Consider the following 17,002-nt stretch of genomic DNA (forward strand, 5'->3'; position numbering starts at 1 on the left):
ACGGCACAAGGGCAGGCACCTGCACGGCAGTTCGAGGCATGACCGCTCCCGCACGCCGACCGGACAATCGTCGCCGTCGCCTGCTGCAATGGCTGACAGCGTTGAGCAGGCCATGCCCCCTGAGCCAGGTGGACGCTGCCCGTCGATGACGATGCATCACTTCCGCCCGCCATCGGGACTCAACAGGTACAGCTGGCACATACTGATCAGTTCTCGGAGCAGTCGCTCCTCGGAGATTTCGTGCTGCAGGCCCGTTTCGGAGCCGAACATCACCTGCCACATAGCGGTGCTGAACACCGTCCGAAAGATCACGGGCACGGCGGTCGCCGGGTCGGAGCAGGAAAGTTCGTGGGCCCGGGCCACCAGCAGGGAGGTGAACAGTTCCTCGGCCAGTGCGCTGGTGGCGTTGCCGCGTTCACGCAAGGACGCGTCGGTTGCCGCACGCAGAATCAGCGGCCCCATGACCGTCCTGTGCCGGGCCAGCTGTTCCGCCAGCGCAACCACCGCCACGGCAATCAGATCCGCCACGGGAATCTGCTCCGCACGCTCCAGGCGGGCGAAGGCGCCACGCAGGTCCTTGTCCACGGCGTCCAGAACATCGTGCTGGACGGCGCGCACCAGACCGCCCTTGTCCGTGAAGCGTTCGTAGACCGATCCCACCGACACGCCGGCAGTTGCCGCCACCTTCGAGATCACCAGCCCGTCCCACCCGGTTTCGCCCAGCACCTGCCCTGCGGCGTCCAAGATCTTGCGCTGCGTGACGCGGCTGCGTTCCTGCTGGGGTTCACGCTGCTCGGGCTGTTCCATCTGCTGCCCGCGTCCTCTCATAGCCACTCCGTTACTTTAACTGAACCTGAACTCAGGTTCAGTTATGGTGGAAGGATCCACTGATCCACTGGCGGGCCAGTGTGCCCGCCCTCGCGCCAGGAGCATGCGATGGCCTTCATGCCCGTTACTTTTGCCTCCGACAGCCTGCAACTGGCGGCTGATCTCTACCTGCCCGACAGCACCAGCACGCCCGTACCGGCGGTGGTGATGGCCGCCGGTTTCGGCGGGGTCAAGGAAATGCTCATGCCCCCCTACGCGGCAGCCCTGAACGAAGCCGGCATCGCTGTCCTGGTCTTCGACTACGCATGCTTTGGGAGCAGCGAGGGTGAGCCCCGCCAGCACATGGATCTGGACGCCCAGCAGCGTGCCTACCGTCATGCGCTCGACTACCTCACCGGCCGACCCGATATCGACCGCAGCCGCCTCGGAGTCTTCGGCACCAGCATGTCCGGCGGCCACGCCCTCGCCCTCGCGGCTTCCGACACGCGGGTACGCTCCGTCGTCGCCCTGATCCCCTTCACCGGCTTCGACTCCTCCGGACTGGACCCCAGCGTCCTCGACATGTTCGAGGACGCCGCCCGCCGCCAGGCAGCGGGTGAGCAGCCCGCCATGATCGCCACTACGGGCAAACCCGGTGAGGTTGCCGCGATGACCAGTGACGGCGCCTGGGAGTGGATGGAACGGATGACCGCCGACGCCCCCACCTACCGCAACGAGGTCACCCTCGCCTCGCTGTGGAACCTCGCCAACTACCATCCGGCAGACAACCTCGACTTCATCGCCTGCCCCGTCCACGCTGTCCTTGCGACGGACGACGCCATCACCCCGGCGCCCGCAGCGCGCCGCGCCCTCAGCCCTATCGGGCAGCTTGAGGTGGTCGAGATCCCGCAGACCCACTTCGAGCTTTTCACCGATCATCTGCGCGAGACCATTGATCTCACCAGGCGCTGGTTCGCTCACGATCTTGAGACCGCCCTCTGACCCCACACCGTGCGACCCGTTGATCCGCGAGACGACAACGGGCGACTGCCGGCCGCAGCATGCGCCGCGAGGGAGGACGATCCCTGTCGCCGAATGCGCACTGAATTCTCGACGGCGTCGTGGAAGGAGGTGATGGGCGCGCGAGTGGAGCAGGGCCGGCCGACTGCTCTGCTCGATGCCGTCGCGGTACAGGTACCGAATGTGCGCCAGCCGTTGGACGGTGCCCCGGGTCGAAGGGGTGGGACCTTGCAACTCCAGTTGGCGGTACGTTTGTTGTGATTCTGGCGACGTCGTCACCACACTCGCGCACGTGGATCTCCCTCGCGACGTCCGGGCGTCCAGTAGCTCCCCGTCGTTGGCGACGGACGCTGCGACGGTTCGGCCGACCACACCATGTACACGGCACGGACAGTCTTGGCCACAGCAGGAATGCCCGTCCACGCCTCGCGTTAGTTCATGTCGGGCGGCGAGTTGTCGGGGACGTTGTCGGAGGAACCGGTGTCGCCGCCCACCATGCTTCCCTTCGCGTCGCACAGGACGACCTGCTGAGTAATGCCACCGGCCACGGTGCCGTGGGTGCTGTTGGTGACCTTCACGAGGGCGCGACCGTCCAGAGCGACGGAGGCGTTGCTGTATCCCGGGCTCTCCACCCGGGCGACGTATCAGACTTGCGGCTCGTCGAAGAAGGTCCCGGTGTGGTTCCAGACCAGAAACCCGGCGACTGCGAAGGTCGCGGCGATGGACTGGCCAATGGTGCGTTTCATCTGGTTCCGCTCAGTGTGTTACGTGTGGCCGGGATGCTTGCGCTGACCCCTTGGAGGGGCAAATAGATCTAGATATGCAGTAGTTGGCGGACTACGAGGACTGACAGTGGCTCACGACGCCCCGTTGCCCAGGGCGGGACGCTTCCACGCGCCTCCCGAGGCTCCCATGACCGCTGCCATGTCGCAGCGCGTACGGGAGAGTGACAGCACTCTTGGAGACCTCGTTCTGCAGCTGGGACGCCCAGCCCTGTGGAGGATTCACAAGCGCTGGCAACGGACGAATGGACAAGATCAAAACCCTGTCCATGAAGCGTGCTCAAGCGACCTTCGCGGCACGGGCGCACCGGGCCGAGAGTTCGGCGAACGCCGAGGCCAGTCGGGGTGGTCCCACGACCTCGATGTCGGTGTCGAAGCGGGCGACGGCGGCGGCGAGCCCGGTCCACGACCAGGAGCCGAGCGTGAGCCGGCAGTGGTGGGGGCCGAGTTCCTGGACGACTCCGTCCTCGGCGAAGGGGGCGACGTCGGCGGCCGGGAGGTGCAGGATGACCTCGCCCTCGCAGGGCCACCGTGCACGGGTGCCGTCGTTGCCGCGGAACCGGCTGGTGACGAAGGCCGCGACGTCGCCGCCGGGGAGTTCACGCGGGGCGAAGCGGGGCCCGGTGGGTGTGCGGGGCCGGATGCGGTCGACGCGGAAGGTGCGCCAGTCCGCGCGGTCGAGGTCCCAGGCCACGAGGTACCAGCGGTGGCGCCAGGTCACCAGATGATGGGGCTGCACACGGCGAGGGGCATCGGCCGAGGTGCCCGAACCCGGCATGTGGTCGAAGCGCAGTTCCTCACGGGCGTGGATGGCGCGGCTGACCTCCACCAGGACCTGACCGTCGGTCCGCGGGACCTCGTGGCCGGCGGGCGGCTGGACCGCGGTGACGCGCAGCAGGTCGATGCGGTGTCGCAGCCGGGGCGGCATGACCTGGCGAAGGGTGGCCAGCGCGCGTACGGCGTCGTCGGCGAGGGCGGTGCCCACGGTCCCGGTCTGCAGTGCGACCGCCAGGGCGATCGCCTGGTCGTCGTCGAACAGCATGGGCGGCAGGTGGTTGCCGGCAGCCAGCCGGTAACCGCCCCCGGGCCCCTTGACGGTCGTGATCAGGTAGCCGAGCTCACGCAGGCGGTCGATGTCACGGCGCACGGTGCGCGAGGTGATGTCGAGACGCTCGGCGAGATCCCGGCCGGACCAGTCGCGGTGTGTCTGCAGCAGTGAGAGCAGCGAGAGCAGCCGGGAGGAGGTTTTCTGCATGCGCCCCATTCTCGTGGCAGTACAGGACACAACCTGTCCGCCACCTCGGCCAGGGTTGCCCATGAGCCGCCCACCAGGAGCGACTCACCACCGAGGCGAGGAGCACGAACATGTCCGTCACGACCACCACCCACCTGAACTTCCGGGGCGACGCTCGCGAGGCGCTGGACTTCTACCGGTCCGTCTTCGGCGGACGGACCGTCGTGGTCACCTACAAGGACGCGGGAGCCGTGGGGAACGAGCGCGAAGCGGACTGGGTGATGTGGGGCGAGGTCGTCGGCGACGACGGGTTCCACGTCATGGCCTACGACGTGCCCTCTCAACTGCCCTGGAATCTGGGGGAGAACGCGTTCTTCGTCTCCGTGCGAGGCGAGGACGCCGAGGAGATCAGCGCCCTGTGGGGCAGGCTCGCCGAGGGCTCGACCGTCGTACGGCCCCTGGAGAGCGCACCGTGGGCGCCGTTGTACGGCATGCTCACCGACCGTTTCGGCGTCACCTGGGTCCTTGACGTCGCGGCCTCGTGGTCGTGATTCCGCGGCGACACGCCACGGCGAACACGTCAGGCCAAACCGGCACCGAGTGTGCCGGTTTGGCCTGACTGGCATGGTCAATTCAAGCCGTTGTCTTGATGCACTCATGACAACGACGTCCTCGCGGTGTCACTCTTCTCCCGGCATTCACAGTTCCCTCACAGATTCAGTACGCGAGACAGCCGCGTTCCCACCACCCCCCACCTCCTTCCACCCGCATGCCGTGCAGCGCTCCGGACCGGTGTACCCCGCCGATCCGTCTCGTCCACGGCCCCCACCACGGGCCGGCCGTCGTTTCGAAGGAGAACTCGTTGTCCCAGTCACACCGCGCGCTCGGGCGGCGCAGACGCGCCACCGTCGTCGCCCTCACCGCCATAGGCTCCCTGCTCGGCCTGGCCGCCCCCGGCCTGGCCGGCGCCGCCCCGAAGGACCCGGGCCCCGCGAAGATCACCGCCACCCCGCGGGCCGGCGCGGCCCAGACCGCCCTGACCCCCGCCCGCCGCGCCGCCCTGGTCAAGAGCGCCCGGTCCGCGGCGCCCGACACCGCGCGCCGCATCGGCCTCGGCGCCAAGGAGAAACTCGTCGTCAAGGACGTCATCACCGACGCCGACGGCGCCACGCACACCCGCTACGAGCGCACCTTCGCCGGCCTGCCCGTCCTGGGCGGAGACCTCGTCGTGCACGACAGCCGCGGCCGTACGACCGTCACCAAGGCGAACGCTGCGCGGCTCTCGGTGCCCTCGCTCAGCGCGAAGGTCACGGCCCGGGGCGCCACCGACAAGGCACTCGCCGCCTCCAGGAAGAACCAGGTCAAGGGCGCAGAGGTGGAGAACACCGCCCGCCTGGTCGTCTGGGCCGGCACCGGCAAGCCCGTGCTGGCCTGGGAGACCCTCGTCGAGGGCGTCCAGAAGGACGGCACGCCCAGCGAACTCCAGGTCGTCACCGACGCCGCCACCGGCAAGGAACTCCTGGCCGCCGAGAAGGTCCACACCGGCGAGGGCACCGGCCAGTACGTCGGCACCGTCCCGCTGGGCACCACCCTGTCCGGGTCGACGTACCAGCTCACCGACCCCGACCGTGCCGGGCACAAGACGTACGACCTGAACCAGGGCACCTCGGGCACCGGCACCCTCTTCACGGACGACAACGATGTCTGGGGCAACGGCCTGCCGTCCAACCGCCAGACCGCCGGTGTCGACGTGGCCTTCGGCGCCGCGGCCACCTGGGACTTCTACAAGGAGGCCTACGGCCGCAACGGCATCCGCAACGACGGCGTGGCCGCCTACAGCCGCGCCCACTACGGCAGCAACTACGTCAACGCCTTCTGGCAGGACTCCTGCTTCTGCATGACCTACGGCGACGGCTCGGGCAACACCCACCCGCTGACCGCGCTCGACGTGGCCGCCCACGAGATGAGCCACGGCGTCACCGCAGCCACCGCAGGGCTGATCTACTCGGGTGAGTCCGGCGGTCTGAACGAGGCGACCTCCGACATCTTCGCCGCCGCCGTCGAGTTCCACGAGAACCTCGCCGCCGACCCCGGCGACTACCTGGTCGGCGAGAAGATCGACATCAACGGCGACGGCACTCCGCTGCGTTACATGGACAAGCCCTCCAAGGACGGTGACTCCAGGGACAGTTGGAGCTCCACCCTGGGCAGCATCGACGTCCACTACTCGTCCGGCCCCGCGAACCACTTCTTCTACCTGCTCTCCGAGGGCAGCGGCGCCAAGACCGTCAACGGGGTCTCCTACGACAGCCCGACCTCCGACGGCCGGCCCGTCACCGGCATCGGCATCGAGAACGCCGCCGCCATCTGGTACCGCGCCCTGACGACGTACATGACCTCGACGACCGACTACGCCGGCGCCCGCACCGCCACCCTGTCGGCCGCCGCCGACCTCTTCGGCGCCTACAGCCCGACCTACCTCGCCGTCGCCGACGCGTGGGCCGGGATCAATGTCGGCAACCGCATCGCCCTCGGCGTCAACCTCGCCCCGGTCGCCGACCAGATCAGCGGCGTCAACCAGGTCGTGAGCCTCCAGCTGGACGCCTACACCACCAACACGGGTTCACCGCTGACCTACGAGGTCACCGGCCTGCCCGAGGGACTCACCGTCAGCCCGAGCGGGCTGATCAGCGGTACCCCGACCACCCTCGGCACCAGCGACGTCACCGTGACCGTGACCGACAGCACCGGCGCGAGCGCCTCGGACACCTTCACCTGGCAGATCGCCTACGTCTACGCCAACACCACCCGCGTGGACATCCCCGACAACGGGGCCGCCGTGGAGTCCCCGGTGACCATCACCGGCCGCGACGGCAACGCCTCCGCGACCACCACGGTCTACGTCAACATCGTCCACACTTACCGCGGTGACCTCACCGTCGACCTCGTCGGGCCCAACGGCACCGTGTACTCCCTGCTCAACCGCAGCGGCGGCTCCGCCGACAACGTCGACCAGACCTTCACGGTCAACGCCTCCGCCCAACCGGTCAACGGCACCTGGAAGTTGCGGGTCCAGGACCGGGCGTCCATCGACGTCGGATACATCGCCCGCTGGCAGCTGACTCCCTGACACACCGGCAGCGGCACCGCGCCGCCCGGACCCCTCGGGGGCCGGGCGGCGCGGTCCGTGATGGCGAGCTCGTCGGGGTCCGGGCGGAGCGGTCCGCCGTCGCAATCCCGTCGGCGACGAGCCGCGTGGACCTCGTCCCTCGCTCCACCTGTCACTGCGTGGGCCCGTGGCCCCCGCGCGTCAGGCCAGTCCGAACCGCTCGGCGTGCACCTGCCCTCGGGGCACCCCCAGGGCCCGCAGGGAGCCGAGGACGGTCGAGGTCATCGCGGGCGGGCCGCACACGTACACATCGCGTTCGGCTATGTCCGGAACCAGGGCGCGGAGCCTGTCCGGTTCGAACACCGGAGGTCCCTCGTTCCGGTGGCCGGTGAGCAGGTGGAGTCGCCCGTCCCGGCCGGCGACCAGGTCGCGCACCTCGTCGAGCAGCACGGCGTCGCTCTCGGTGCGCACCCGGTAGAGCACGATGACGTCTCCGGCCGATTCCTCCTCCAGCATGGCTCGGATCGGCGTGATGCCGACTCCTCCGGCGATCAGCAGGGCGCCGGGCCGCGTTCGGTGCAGCGAGGTGAAGGCGCCGTACGGGCCCTCGATGAACGCGCGGCCGCCGATCGGCAGGTGCCGCAGGCCCGCGCTGGTGCTGCCGACCGCCTTGGCGGTCAGGCGCAGTGTCCGGCCGTCCGGGGCCGCCGACAGCGAGAACGGATTGGCCAGCCACCAGTTGTTGTGGCCGGGGAAGCGCCAGATGAAGAACTGACCGGCCCGGGCGGGCAGCTTGTCGAGCCTGCGGCCGGTGACGTGCACCGACACCACGTTCCCGGACTCCGGGACCACCGCCGACACCTCGAAGCGGTGGTAGACGTTGCGCCACACGGGCATGACGAACCGCCCCGTGACCAGCGCACCGAACGCGAACAGCCACAGGGCCCACCAGTACAGCTCCGCAAACGCGGAGGAAGTGAAGGTCGTGGTCTCCTGCAGCTGGTGCACGAACGCCAGCCCCAACGCCACGTACAGCAGCAGGTGCAGGCCGTGCCAGACCTCGTAGGGCAGCCGCCGTCGCACGAACCGGGCGGAGACCGCGGCGACCACGACCACGATCGCCGCGGCGCACATGCCGAGCAGGGAGGCCGGCACCCCGGCCAGCGAGGAGAACGTCTTCGTCATCGACGCGTCGTCCAGCTTCGCGTAGCCCAGCACCACCAGCAGGGCGTGGGTGAGGATGGTCCACAGCAGAGTGAAGCCGACCCATCGGTGCCACACCGTCAACCGGTCCATGCCGATACGGCGGTCGAGCCACGGCAGCCGTGCCACCAGCAGCAGCTGGAACAGCATCAGCACGGCGGCGTGCAGGCCGAAGAACTTGGCGACGGTGAGCACGCCGTTCTTGCCGGACCCGGCGGTGACGAACAGGACCTCGACGATCACCAGGTTGATGGCGACGAACGTCCACAGCGCCCAGCGCGCCGCCATGACCGGAGATGTGGTGCCTTGCCGCACCTGTGTTTGTGTCGCTTCCACCGCTTCCTCTTCTTGTCCGAGTGACGCATGAGGGCCCGACCCGGCGAGCCGGCAGGAACAGAGTGTCTTGCTCAGGTCACGAGATGCCTACAGCGACGCCACTACATCGATCCGGTTTCGCGACGGCGACGACGACGGCGCCGCTCGGCGCCACGGTGACTGCCCGTCGAAGAGCTCTGCCATCTGGTTAACTCCTCACCCAGCGGGCCGCACCGCGCCGCCATCGCCGGTCACGCTGGCTGATTAAGGCCTTAACCGCAAGCCGTCACAGCGCAGTTGGGGAACGTGGGGTACGCATGACGAGTTCGCGTGTGTGGCGGCGTCCCACCCTGGATGCCGTCGCCGCACGTGCCGGCGTGTCCACGGCCACGGTGTCGAACGCGCTCAACGGCACCGGACGGCTTTCCGAGGCCACCAGACAGCGGGTGCTGGCCGCGGCGGGCGAACTCGGTTACGCCCCCTCCAGCACGGCCCGGGCCGTGGCCCGCGGCGGCACCGGAGTGCTCGGCCTGACCATGACGACGTACGGCGACCTGCCCGTTCCGTACACCGAGATCCCGTACTACGCCCAACTGACGCTGGGAGCCATGGCGGAGGCGCACCGGCGTGGCTATCTGCTCCAGGTGATGCCGAGCTCGATGTCACCGTGGATGTGGCTGAACACCCCGATGGACGGTGTCGTCCACGTCGGCCCGCGCGCGGACGACCCGGTGCGTTCCCTCCTGCGCGAGCGCGGTCTCCCGATGGTCTGCGAAGGGCGGCCGCCCCAACCGCACTGGTGCGACGCCTGGGTGGACACGGACCACGAGACGGGCCTGGCCCTTCTGCTCGACCATCTCACGGAGTCCGGTGCCCGGCGGATCGCGCTCTCCCTGCCCCAGCACGACGACGCCTACCCGCTGCTGATGTCCCACGCCTACCGGTCCTGGTGCGAGGCCCACCGCACACCCGTGCTCGTGGAGGAGTACGCCTCGATGCCGGACTACTTCACGACCGAACAGGACGCGGTCCGACGGCTCCTCGACCGCGAGCCGAGTCCCGACGCCGTGATCGGCGTCTACTCCGACTCCGGCCACAACATCCTCGCCGCCGCCCGGCGCCACGGTCTTCGGGTGCCGCGCGACCTGCTGGTGGCGTGCGTCAGTGAGGACCCGGACTACGCGACCACGACCCCGCCCGTCACCACGCTCAGCCTCCGCCCGGACCGGAGGGGGGAGGAGGCCATCGACCTGCTGATCGCCGTCCTCAACGCCCGCACCGACACGGACCGCCGCCGCCTCGTGCAACCGCTCCTGACCCCCCGCCGCTCCACCCGCCGCCCGGCGACAGACCCCCGACGACGGGCCCGGGCGCGGTGACCGGGATCGGTGACCGGGGTCGGACATGCGGTTCGGGCCCATGGGTGAGCTCCTGACTCCGGCCGTCCGGTGCACCCGGCGAGACTTGCCTCCGTCCCGAAGGCGGCCCATGGGGAGCGCATGGCCGGTTCGAACACGGTACGGCTCCACCGCCGGGGCAGCCCCCGACCCGTGGGCGGGAGCGTCCCGCGGGCCGGGCCCTGCCCGGGCATCGGCAAGTCCGCGGTGCTGCGCCGTTCAGCGTGCCTTCGACCACTTCACAGCTGGTACGGGTTGGTGAGGCCGGTCACCGGGACACCCGCACGCCGGGAGATCAGTTTGGCGAGCCCCATCACGTCGCTGTAGGTGGTGTTGAGCCTCCACACGACTTCGTGGTCGCCCACCCGCGACGTGAACGCCACCTCGTAGGCGAAGGCACTGCCCGCTGGAAGCGAGCCAATGGCGAACTGCGTCTTCTGGCCCTCGATCGACCGGATTTGCGACCACGCCACGCTGACCACACGCCTGCCGGCGGCGTCGACGAAACCCTCCGAGAACAGGTAGAGCCCACCACGCACGCGCCGAAACCAGACATAACCCCATGTGATGACGATCAGGAGGCCGACCACCACAACGCTGCGGCTCCAGACGCTGTCCAGCCCGTTGGCCAGGAAGTTCATGACTACGACGAGGATCACCAGACACGCCGCCGCCCCGCCGAGGCCGGGGCGGCGGCGCACCCGCTGCTCGAACTCACCGAAGTTCTCGTCGGCGGCACGGGCCAGCACGCGGGGCGCCGGCGCGTCGGTCGTCTCGTTCGTCCCGGCCATCAGGCCATGCTAACGAGCCAGTGCCCCGGCTTCGAACGAGTTGATCGGCCCACCCGACCTCGAGTTGGGTGCCCACCGCGGGTTCAACCACCCGCGATCGTAATCGGGTCGCCGCCGTTCCGGGCTTGCTGCTACATAGGTGCGATGGCACGCGGCGACTCCGGTGGGTTTCAGGCAGGGCAGTCGGGACTCGTCGTGAGGGTCCCCGAGGCAGAACCTGCTGTTCGAGCGTGGCGTGAGCGGCTGGATCCCTCAGCTCGTGCGGGTGTTCCGGCCCATGTCACCGTCCTCTTCCCGTTCCTCGAGGAGAGCCGCATCGACAATGCTGCCCTCGCCGCCATCGGAGAAGTGATCGGGCGTCACCGTCCCTTCGAGGCCCGGTTCGAGCACTGCGGGCGGTTCCCGGGGATCTTGTATCTCGTCCCAGAACCAGACCTCCCGTTCCGCCGGCTCACCGAGGCAGTCTCGGACCGGTGGCCGGAGAACCCACCGTTCGGCGGGCAGTTCGACGAGGTCGTCCCGCATCTGACCATCGCTCAGGGGCAGGAGGATGCCGTGCTGGATGAGGTCGAGGCCGACCTTCGCGGCCGGCTTCCCGTCACTGCCCGCGTGTCGTCGGTCGATCTCATGGTGCACGACGGAGCAAGGTGGCATCAGCGGGCCTCGTTCGCGCTCCGGTGAGCCCTCCGGCTGTCATCGGTCGGTCGTCGCCCGGCTGGGCCCTGGGGTGTGCGAGGCGGGGGAGTGCTGCCGGTCTCGATGATGGTGGCGGCCACGTTCCCGGGCCGGGGTGGGGAGACTGATCGACGCCGTCAAGAACCGCACGTAGCAGGAGCGAGTCGCCGCGACGAGGGGACTTGTCACTGCGGGCCAGGAAACTTGCTGGCCGGCATCCGATCCGTGGTGGATGCTGCACGCGTGATCGAGCGAGAGACCGCGGTTCGTATCGTCGAGGAAGAGCTGGACCGAGAGAACCAGAGGTGGGCGGCGCTTGGCGTGGACCCGGTGCGCACAACGGTGCTGCATGTCGCGGAGCACGAGCTGGTCTGGAAGGTCTACTGGCAGTCCGAGGAGTACGCGCGTACCCGAGACCCCGCAACCATGCTGATCGGTCACGGCCCCTATCTGGTCGACCGCTTCGACGGAGGGCTGCATCGGATTGGAGCGCTCTCCGAGATACAGGGAGCTTGGGAGACCGACTACCGAGTTCGCATCCGCGGGCTGGCAGTCCGCACCCCTGTGGACGATCTGCACGATGAGGTTCGCGAAGCTGCCTCAGCACGCGGACGTATGCAAGCGGCACGCACCCTGCGCCGGAGACTGCCGACGCTGACGCCATCACAGGCCCTTGAGTACGTGAGTGCCTTGCTGCACGCCGATGCCCCGACTCACCTAGTGGCTGTCGCCGTTGAACAACTCATCGAGCCCATGAACCCAGTGCTCGCCGTACACACCATTCGTCAGGGAAGGTGCAGCTAGGAGCTGACTCACCAGCACTTGAGCCGGCCAGTTGCGTACTCGGTTCCGTTGGTCCCCCCCCCGTGATGCTGTACGACCCCAGTCGACCGTGCTCGCACGAGCCGGTGCCGGTGGCCGTGATGCGCGGGTACGGACGGAGTGACGTTCCGGGCCGCCGGTTCACGGTGTGCCCGGCACCAGTCCGACGCGGTAGGCGAGGACGACCGCCTGGACCCGGTCGCGCAGGTCGAGCTTGGCCAGGATCCGGGAGACGTAGGTCTTGACCGTCTCGGAGGTGATGTACAGCCGCGCCGCAATCTCCGCGTTCGACAGCCCCTCGGCCATCTGCCGCAGCACCTCCAGTTCGCGGGGCGTCAGCGCGCGTACGACGTCCTCTCTGGCCGGCCGGGAGGACTCGGCCGGGCGCAGGTGCTCGGCGTAGTGGCCGATGAGGTGGCGGGTGACGGCGGGCGCCAGCAGGGCCTCGCCCCGGGCGACGGTCCGGATGCCGTTGACCAGCTCCGCGGGTGGCGCGTCCTTGAGGAGGAAGCCGCTGGCTCCGGCGCGCAGTGCGTCGTAGACATGGGCGTCGACGTTGAAGGTGGTGACGACCAGTACCTTCGGCGGTTCCCCGGCGCCGGGGCCGGCCAGTTGCCGGGTCGCCTGGATGCCGTCGAGCAGGGGCATCCGAATGTCCATCACCACCACGTCGGGGTGCAGCCGCCGTGCGGACTCCACCGCCGCGTGCCCGTTCGCAGCCTCACCGACGACCTCCATGTCGTCCTGAGCCGAGAAGATGGTGACGTAGCCGGTTCGCACCAATTCCTGGTCGTCGCAGACGAGTACACGGATCGGTGGGGGCACATCGCTCACGGGGTTCGCTCCGGTCACTCTCGAACGGGCTCGGGCTCGGACGGAATGGTGGCACGGATCTCGAACCCGCCCTCCGGCCGGGGGCCGGCCTCCAGTTCACCATCGAGCATCCGGACCCGGGCGCGCAGCCCTGCCAGCCCCCGTCCGCCCTCGGGGCCCGGTTCGCGGGTGGCCGGTACGGCCGCCGGTGAGCTGACGGGGCCGGGCCCGTCCGTGGTCACCCCGATCTCGACGCGTTTCTCGCCGTGCCGGACCAGGACCCGTGTCGGCTGCCCGGTCGCGTACTTCATCGCGTTGGTGAGAGCTTCCTGTACCACCCGGTACGCGGCCAGCTCCACGTCCACGCTCCGCGGCCGCCGCTCGCCGCTCTCGCTGAACTCGACCGGCTGTCCCGACCTGCGGGCCTGCTCGACCAGGTCCTCCAGCTGTCCCAGGGTGGGCCCCCGGTCCTGACGTGCGAGGTCCTCACGCGCGAGGCCCTCACGCGCGAGGCCCTTACGCAGCAAGCCGCGCGCGGGACCGGCGGTCGTGGACTCGCCGGTCGCCTCCAGCACGCCGAGCAGATACCGCAGTTCCGTCAAGGCCCGGCGGCCGGTGTCGCTTACGGAGGCCATGGCGGTCGCGGCCCGTTCCGGCGCGGACGTGATCAGGAACTGCGCAGCGTCCGCCTGCACCACCATGGCCGTCACATGGTGGGTGACCACGTCGTGCAGCTCCCGGGCGATCCGCGCCCGCTCGGCGGCCGTGGCCACCTCGGCCGCCAGCCGACGCCGTTGCGCTTCTTCCTCGCGCCGCCTGCGCACGCCGCTCCCCACCAGCCAGACGCCGGCCAGTACGAGGTAGAACGCGAGATAGTCCGTCACGTCCTGCGGGGAGCCGAGCCGGTGCAGGGTGACGGCGAGCACGACGTATCCCGCGCCGGCCGCCATTGCCAGGGCCCGGCGGAAGCGGACTTGGTGCGCTCCGGTCGAGTACAGCGCCAGATACAGCCCCATGCTGCCGAACGTCGTCGCGAAGCCCAGCGACTGGTGCACGCCGAACGCGACGGCGACGACAGCCAGACAACCGCCGGGCCGGCGTGTGCGGGCCGCCAGCGGCAGGGTCTGGGCCAGGACCAGCGCTACGCCCAGCCCGTTCGCCGACCTCTCGGGCAGATCACCGATCTGCGCCCCGATCGTCGAAAGGGTCGGTACGAAGGCCAGCAGGGTGAGCGCCAGGGCGAGGAAACCGTCCTTGAGGAAGGTGTCCTGTTCCTTCCACCGGTCGAGCGGCGCCCGCAACAACGGTCGCAGCAAAAGTCCCTGACGAAGCATCACGTCTCCCATCCTCCCATCGGCCGGTGTCCCGTGAGCCGGCCCGTCTCAGTGCCGGACGGGACGCCGGGGCCGCACACCGCCGCTCCGGCCGGCGAGGACGAACATCCGGACGGTGAGCAGCAGTCCGACGAGAACGGGCACGATCGACGCCTCCAGACCGAAAGTGCCGCCGTTGAGCAGGGAAGAGCCGTGGGTGTCCACCGTGAACAGGCCCGTGGGAGTGTGTCCGGAGACCGGGATACCGAGCAGCTGCTCGGCGGTGTTCCAGGCGAAGTGCAGACCCGCGACGAACCAGATGCTACGGCGCCACAGGAACGCGACGCCGAGCATCACACCGGCTTCCAGTGCGATGGCGAGCGCGCTCCACATGCCGGCTCCTGGAGCGCCCAGATGCGCGACTCCGAAGAACAGTGCGGTGATCACGATGGCAGCCCGGCTGCCCCAGAGCTGTTCCAGAGCCTGGAGGGCGAGACCGCGGAACATCAGCTCCTCGGCGACCGCGGCGCCGGCCTGCATCATCGCCGCGGACCAGACGACGGAGAAGAAGCCGTTGCCCGCCCAGGAGAACGAGTAGCCCCCGAACACCGTGATCAGGAGGACGGAGACCAGGACGAAGCCCAGGCCGACCGCACTGCCGTGCAGCGCCTCCCGGCCGGCCCTCTGCCGGGCGATCTCCGGTGTGGAGCGTTTCGCGATGCGGCGCATCACCACCCAGTACACGGCGACAGCGGCGGCCGCCCCCAGCACCGGCACCGGCCCAGGGCCGGTCGCGGTCAGCCCCGAGAGCAGGCCGACACCCACCATGCCCGTCAGCATCCAGCCGAGCGGAGTGCGGACGATCCGGCCGAGACGTCCACTCCTGCCGCCACCGTTCTTGTCCGGGGTGGACCCTTCCTCGTGCTGCGCGGCGGACGGCGTGCTCATCGTGACCTCCCTGCGGCGACGGCCACCCCGGTGGCGGCCGACTCGACGACCACGCTAGAAATCCGCCGGCATCCGCGAATCACCCGTGCCGGGACGGTCCGGGTAGCTCTCACGGGGGATGCGCCGCGCCTTCCCGCCGGTTCGGTCGGCTTCGCCTTGTACGGGACGCGAAGGTGTGGGACGGCATGCACCGCATAAGTGAGAACCCTCTACGGCGAGCAGGTCCGACCGTGAAGTTGTCGCCGTGGGCCGGGCGAAGCCTTGAGCGCATCGGGCGGCCATGCGGCTGTCCCCGTACTCATCCGTTGCCGCCGCTCTGCGGCAGACTGCCGGTGCGGGCCACGTCGGCGTACCACCGTGCGCTGGACTTGGGGATGCGCTTGCCGGTCGGGTAGTCGACGTAGACGGCACCGAAGCGCTTGCTGTAGCCGTAACCCCACTCGAAGTTGTCCAGCAGGGACCACAGGAAGTAGCCCCGGACGTCGACGCCGGCCAGGATCGCCCGGTGCACCGCTGACAGGTGGCCGTGGAGGTAGGCGATGCGTTCAGGGTCGGCCACCTCGCCCTCCGGGTTCACGTAGTCGTCGAACGCGGCCCCGTTCTCGGTGATCACCAGAGGCATCGCGGGGAAGTCCGCGTCGAGTCGCATGAGCAGGTCGTACAGACCGCTGGGGTCGACCGCCCATCCCATGGCGGTGGTGCTGCCCGGCGGCCGGTGGAAGGCGACGGCATCGGCGCCCGGCCAGGGGCTGTGCTCGCTCATCCCGTGGCCGTCGGATCCGTGGCTTGCCTCGCCCCGGGCGGCGGAGACAAGTGTGGGTGTGTAGTAGTTGACGCCCAGGAAGTCCAGCGGCTGGTGGATGGTGGCGGTGTCGCCCGCCCGTACGAAGGACCAGTCGGTCAGGCTCGCCGTGTCCTGGAGGAGGTCCTGGGGGTATTGGCCCTCCAGCAGCGGGCCGGTGAAGACGCGGTTGGCCAGTGCGTCGATCCGCCGGGCCGCGTCCAGATCCTCGGCTGTCTCGGTCAGCGCGCGGACGTGATGAACATTGAGCGTGATGGACGCCTGGGCGCGGGCGGGCAGTTCGGCGCGCAGAGCCTGGACGGCCTTGCCGTGGGCGAGGTTGAGATGGTGCGCCGCGCGCAGGGCTGCGACCGGCTCGGTACGCCCGGGCGCATGGACACCTGAGCCGTAGCCGAGGAAGGCGCTGCACCAGGGCTCGTTGAGGGTGATCCAGGTCTTCACCCGGTCTCCCAGTGCATGTGCTGCCAGGGCCGCGTAGTCGGCGAACCGGTCGGAGGTGGCGCGTTCCGGCCAGCCGCCGGCGTCCTCCAACTCCTGAGGCAGGTCCCAGTGGTAGAGCGTGACGACCGGTTCGATGCCCTTTTCCAGCAGCGCGTCGGTCAGGGCGCGATAGAAGTCGAGTCCCTTTTCGACGGCCGGGCCGCGGCCGGTCGGCTGTATGCGCGGCCACGACAGGGAGAACCGGTAGGCGCTCACTCCGAGGTCGGCCATGATCTCGACGTCCTCGCGCCAGCGGTGGTAGTGGTCGGTGGCGACGTCACCGGTGTCACCGTTGCGCACCCTGCCGGGCGTGTGCGAGTAGGTGTCCCAGATCGAAGGAGTGCGTCCGTCCGCGGAGGCGGCGCCCTCGATCTGGTACGCGGCGGTCGCAGTGCCCCAGGTGAATCCCTGTGGAAAAGTGCGGCCGGTGGTGTTCTCCGGGGCGGGCGCGACGTGTCGGGTTGCGGTGCTCACGTGGGTCCTTCCAGGTG

Annotated in this window: 15 protein-coding genes; 6 read left to right on the forward strand and 9 right to left on the reverse strand. The window is 69.4% G+C overall.

The window, feature by feature from the left end:
- Positions 1-156: 156 nt before the first annotated feature.
- Complete coding sequence (locus IOD14_RS18805; RefSeq protein ID WP_212670836.1) at positions 157-807, reverse strand: TetR/AcrR family transcriptional regulator; 651 nt, start codon at positions 805-807, stop codon at positions 157-159.
- A 129-nt stretch (positions 808-936) separates the two neighbouring features.
- Here IOD14_RS18805 and IOD14_RS18810 point away from each other — a divergent pair, with 129 nt between their 5' ends.
- Positions 937-1,809, forward strand: coding sequence for an alpha/beta hydrolase (locus IOD14_RS18810; protein WP_123993322.1), 873 nt, complete (start codon positions 937-939; stop codon positions 1,807-1,809).
- A 449-nt stretch (positions 1,810-2,258) separates the two neighbouring features.
- Here the strand turns inward: IOD14_RS18810 and IOD14_RS18815 are convergent, their stop codons facing one another.
- The gene (locus tag IOD14_RS18815; RefSeq protein ID WP_212670837.1) at positions 2,259-2,459 is read right to left on the reverse strand and encodes a hypothetical protein; all 201 of its coding nucleotides are present in this window, start codon (positions 2,457-2,459) and stop codon (positions 2,259-2,261) included.
- A gap of 430 nt (positions 2,460-2,889) precedes the next feature.
- On the reverse strand, positions 2,890-3,864 hold the full coding sequence (locus tag IOD14_RS18820; RefSeq protein ID WP_212670838.1) for a WYL domain-containing protein: 975 nt from the start codon (positions 3,862-3,864) through the stop codon (positions 2,890-2,892).
- A 110-nt stretch (positions 3,865-3,974) separates the two neighbouring features.
- Here IOD14_RS18820 and IOD14_RS18825 point away from each other — a divergent pair, with 110 nt between their 5' ends.
- Positions 3,975-4,394, forward strand: a complete 420-nt coding sequence (locus IOD14_RS18825) for a VOC family protein (protein WP_212670839.1) — start codon at positions 3,975-3,977, stop codon at positions 4,392-4,394.
- A 311-nt stretch (positions 4,395-4,705) separates the two neighbouring features.
- Positions 4,706-6,973, forward strand: a complete 2,268-nt coding sequence (locus IOD14_RS18830; RefSeq protein WP_123993318.1) for a M4 family metallopeptidase — start codon at positions 4,706-4,708, stop codon at positions 6,971-6,973.
- A gap of 180 nt (positions 6,974-7,153) precedes the next feature.
- Here the strand turns inward: IOD14_RS18830 and IOD14_RS18835 are convergent, their stop codons facing one another.
- Positions 7,154-8,443, reverse strand: coding sequence for a ferredoxin reductase family protein (locus IOD14_RS18835; RefSeq protein ID WP_212670840.1), 1,290 nt, complete (start codon positions 8,441-8,443; stop codon positions 7,154-7,156).
- 344 nt (positions 8,444-8,787) lie between these two features.
- Between IOD14_RS18835 and IOD14_RS18840 the strand changes: the two genes are divergently transcribed.
- Positions 8,788-9,849 (forward strand): LacI family DNA-binding transcriptional regulator, encoded by a 1,062-nt coding sequence (locus IOD14_RS18840; RefSeq protein ID WP_212670841.1) that lies wholly within the window; start codon positions 8,788-8,790, stop codon positions 9,847-9,849.
- A gap of 257 nt (positions 9,850-10,106) precedes the next feature.
- Here the strand turns inward: IOD14_RS18840 and IOD14_RS18845 are convergent, their stop codons facing one another.
- Entirely contained in the window at positions 10,107-10,658 is a 552-nt protein-coding gene (locus tag IOD14_RS18845; protein ID WP_123993316.1) for a DUF6585 family protein, read from the reverse strand.
- A gap of 144 nt (positions 10,659-10,802) precedes the next feature.
- Here IOD14_RS18845 and IOD14_RS18850 point away from each other — a divergent pair, with 144 nt between their 5' ends.
- Positions 10,803-11,339 (forward strand): 2'-5' RNA ligase family protein, encoded by a 537-nt coding sequence (locus IOD14_RS18850; protein WP_212670842.1) that lies wholly within the window; start codon positions 10,803-10,805, stop codon positions 11,337-11,339.
- Between the two features lie 237 nt (positions 11,340-11,576).
- A complete protein-coding gene (locus IOD14_RS18855) occupies positions 11,577-12,137 on the forward strand; it encodes a YrhB domain-containing protein (protein ID WP_212670843.1) in 561 nt (186 codons plus the stop codon).
- A 159-nt stretch (positions 12,138-12,296) separates the two neighbouring features.
- On the opposite strand, the gene IOD14_RS18860 is transcribed toward IOD14_RS18855, so the two are convergent.
- The 4 genes from IOD14_RS18860 to IOD14_RS18875 form a co-directional block, all read right to left on the reverse strand.
- Positions 12,297-12,980: a response regulator transcription factor gene (locus IOD14_RS18860; RefSeq protein ID WP_212673309.1), complete on the reverse strand. Its 684-nt coding sequence runs from the start codon at positions 12,978-12,980 to the stop codon at positions 12,297-12,299.
- Positions 12,981-13,003: 23 nt separating this feature from the next.
- Complete coding sequence (locus IOD14_RS18865; protein WP_212673310.1) at positions 13,004-14,302, reverse strand: histidine kinase; 1,299 nt, start codon at positions 14,300-14,302, stop codon at positions 13,004-13,006.
- 48 nt (positions 14,303-14,350) lie between these two features.
- Entirely contained in the window at positions 14,351-15,229 is an 879-nt protein-coding gene (locus IOD14_RS18870; protein WP_212670844.1) for a CPBP family intramembrane glutamic endopeptidase, read from the reverse strand.
- A gap of 298 nt (positions 15,230-15,527) precedes the next feature.
- Positions 15,528-16,985 (reverse strand): GH1 family beta-glucosidase, encoded by a 1,458-nt coding sequence (locus IOD14_RS18875; RefSeq protein WP_212670845.1) that lies wholly within the window; start codon positions 16,983-16,985, stop codon positions 15,528-15,530.
- Between the last annotated feature and the right edge of the window lie 17 nt (positions 16,986-17,002).

The sequence above is a fragment of the Streptomyces sp. A2-16 genome (assembly GCF_018128905.1).
In the GTDB taxonomy this organism is placed as follows: Bacteria; Actinomycetota; Actinomycetes; order Streptomycetales; family Streptomycetaceae; genus Streptomyces.

What these genes read in the sequence shown, in the direction of transcription:
- IOD14_RS18805 (WP_212670836.1), bottom strand. Translation starts at nt 807, where the DNA reads ATGGAACAGCCCGAGCAGCGTGAACCCCAGCAGGAACGCAGCCGCGTC.
- IOD14_RS18810 (WP_123993322.1), top strand. Translation starts at nt 937, where the DNA reads ATGGCCTTCATGCCCGTTACTTTTGCCTCCGACAGCCTGCAACTGGCG.
- IOD14_RS18820 (WP_212670838.1), bottom strand. Translation starts at nt 3,864, where the DNA reads ATGCAGAAAACCTCCTCCCGGCTGCTCTCGCTGCTCTCACTGCTGCAG.
- IOD14_RS18825 (WP_212670839.1), top strand. Translation starts at nt 3,975, where the DNA reads ATGTCCGTCACGACCACCACCCACCTGAACTTCCGGGGCGACGCTCGC.
- IOD14_RS18835 (WP_212670840.1), bottom strand. Translation starts at nt 8,443, where the DNA reads ATGGCGGCGCGCTGGGCGCTGTGGACGTTCGTCGCCATCAACCTGGTG.
- IOD14_RS18840 (WP_212670841.1), top strand. Translation starts at nt 8,788, where the DNA reads ATGACGAGTTCGCGTGTGTGGCGGCGTCCCACCCTGGATGCCGTCGCC.
- IOD14_RS18845 (WP_123993316.1), bottom strand. Translation starts at nt 10,658, where the DNA reads ATGGCCGGGACGAACGAGACGACCGACGCGCCGGCGCCCCGCGTGCTG.
- IOD14_RS18850 (WP_212670842.1), top strand. Translation starts at nt 10,803, where the DNA reads ATGGCACGCGGCGACTCCGGTGGGTTTCAGGCAGGGCAGTCGGGACTC.
- IOD14_RS18865 (WP_212673310.1), bottom strand. Translation starts at nt 14,302, where the DNA reads ATGCTTCGTCAGGGACTTTTGCTGCGACCGTTGTTGCGGGCGCCGCTC.
- IOD14_RS18870 (WP_212670844.1), bottom strand. Translation starts at nt 15,229, where the DNA reads ATGAGCACGCCGTCCGCCGCGCAGCACGAGGAAGGGTCCACCCCGGAC.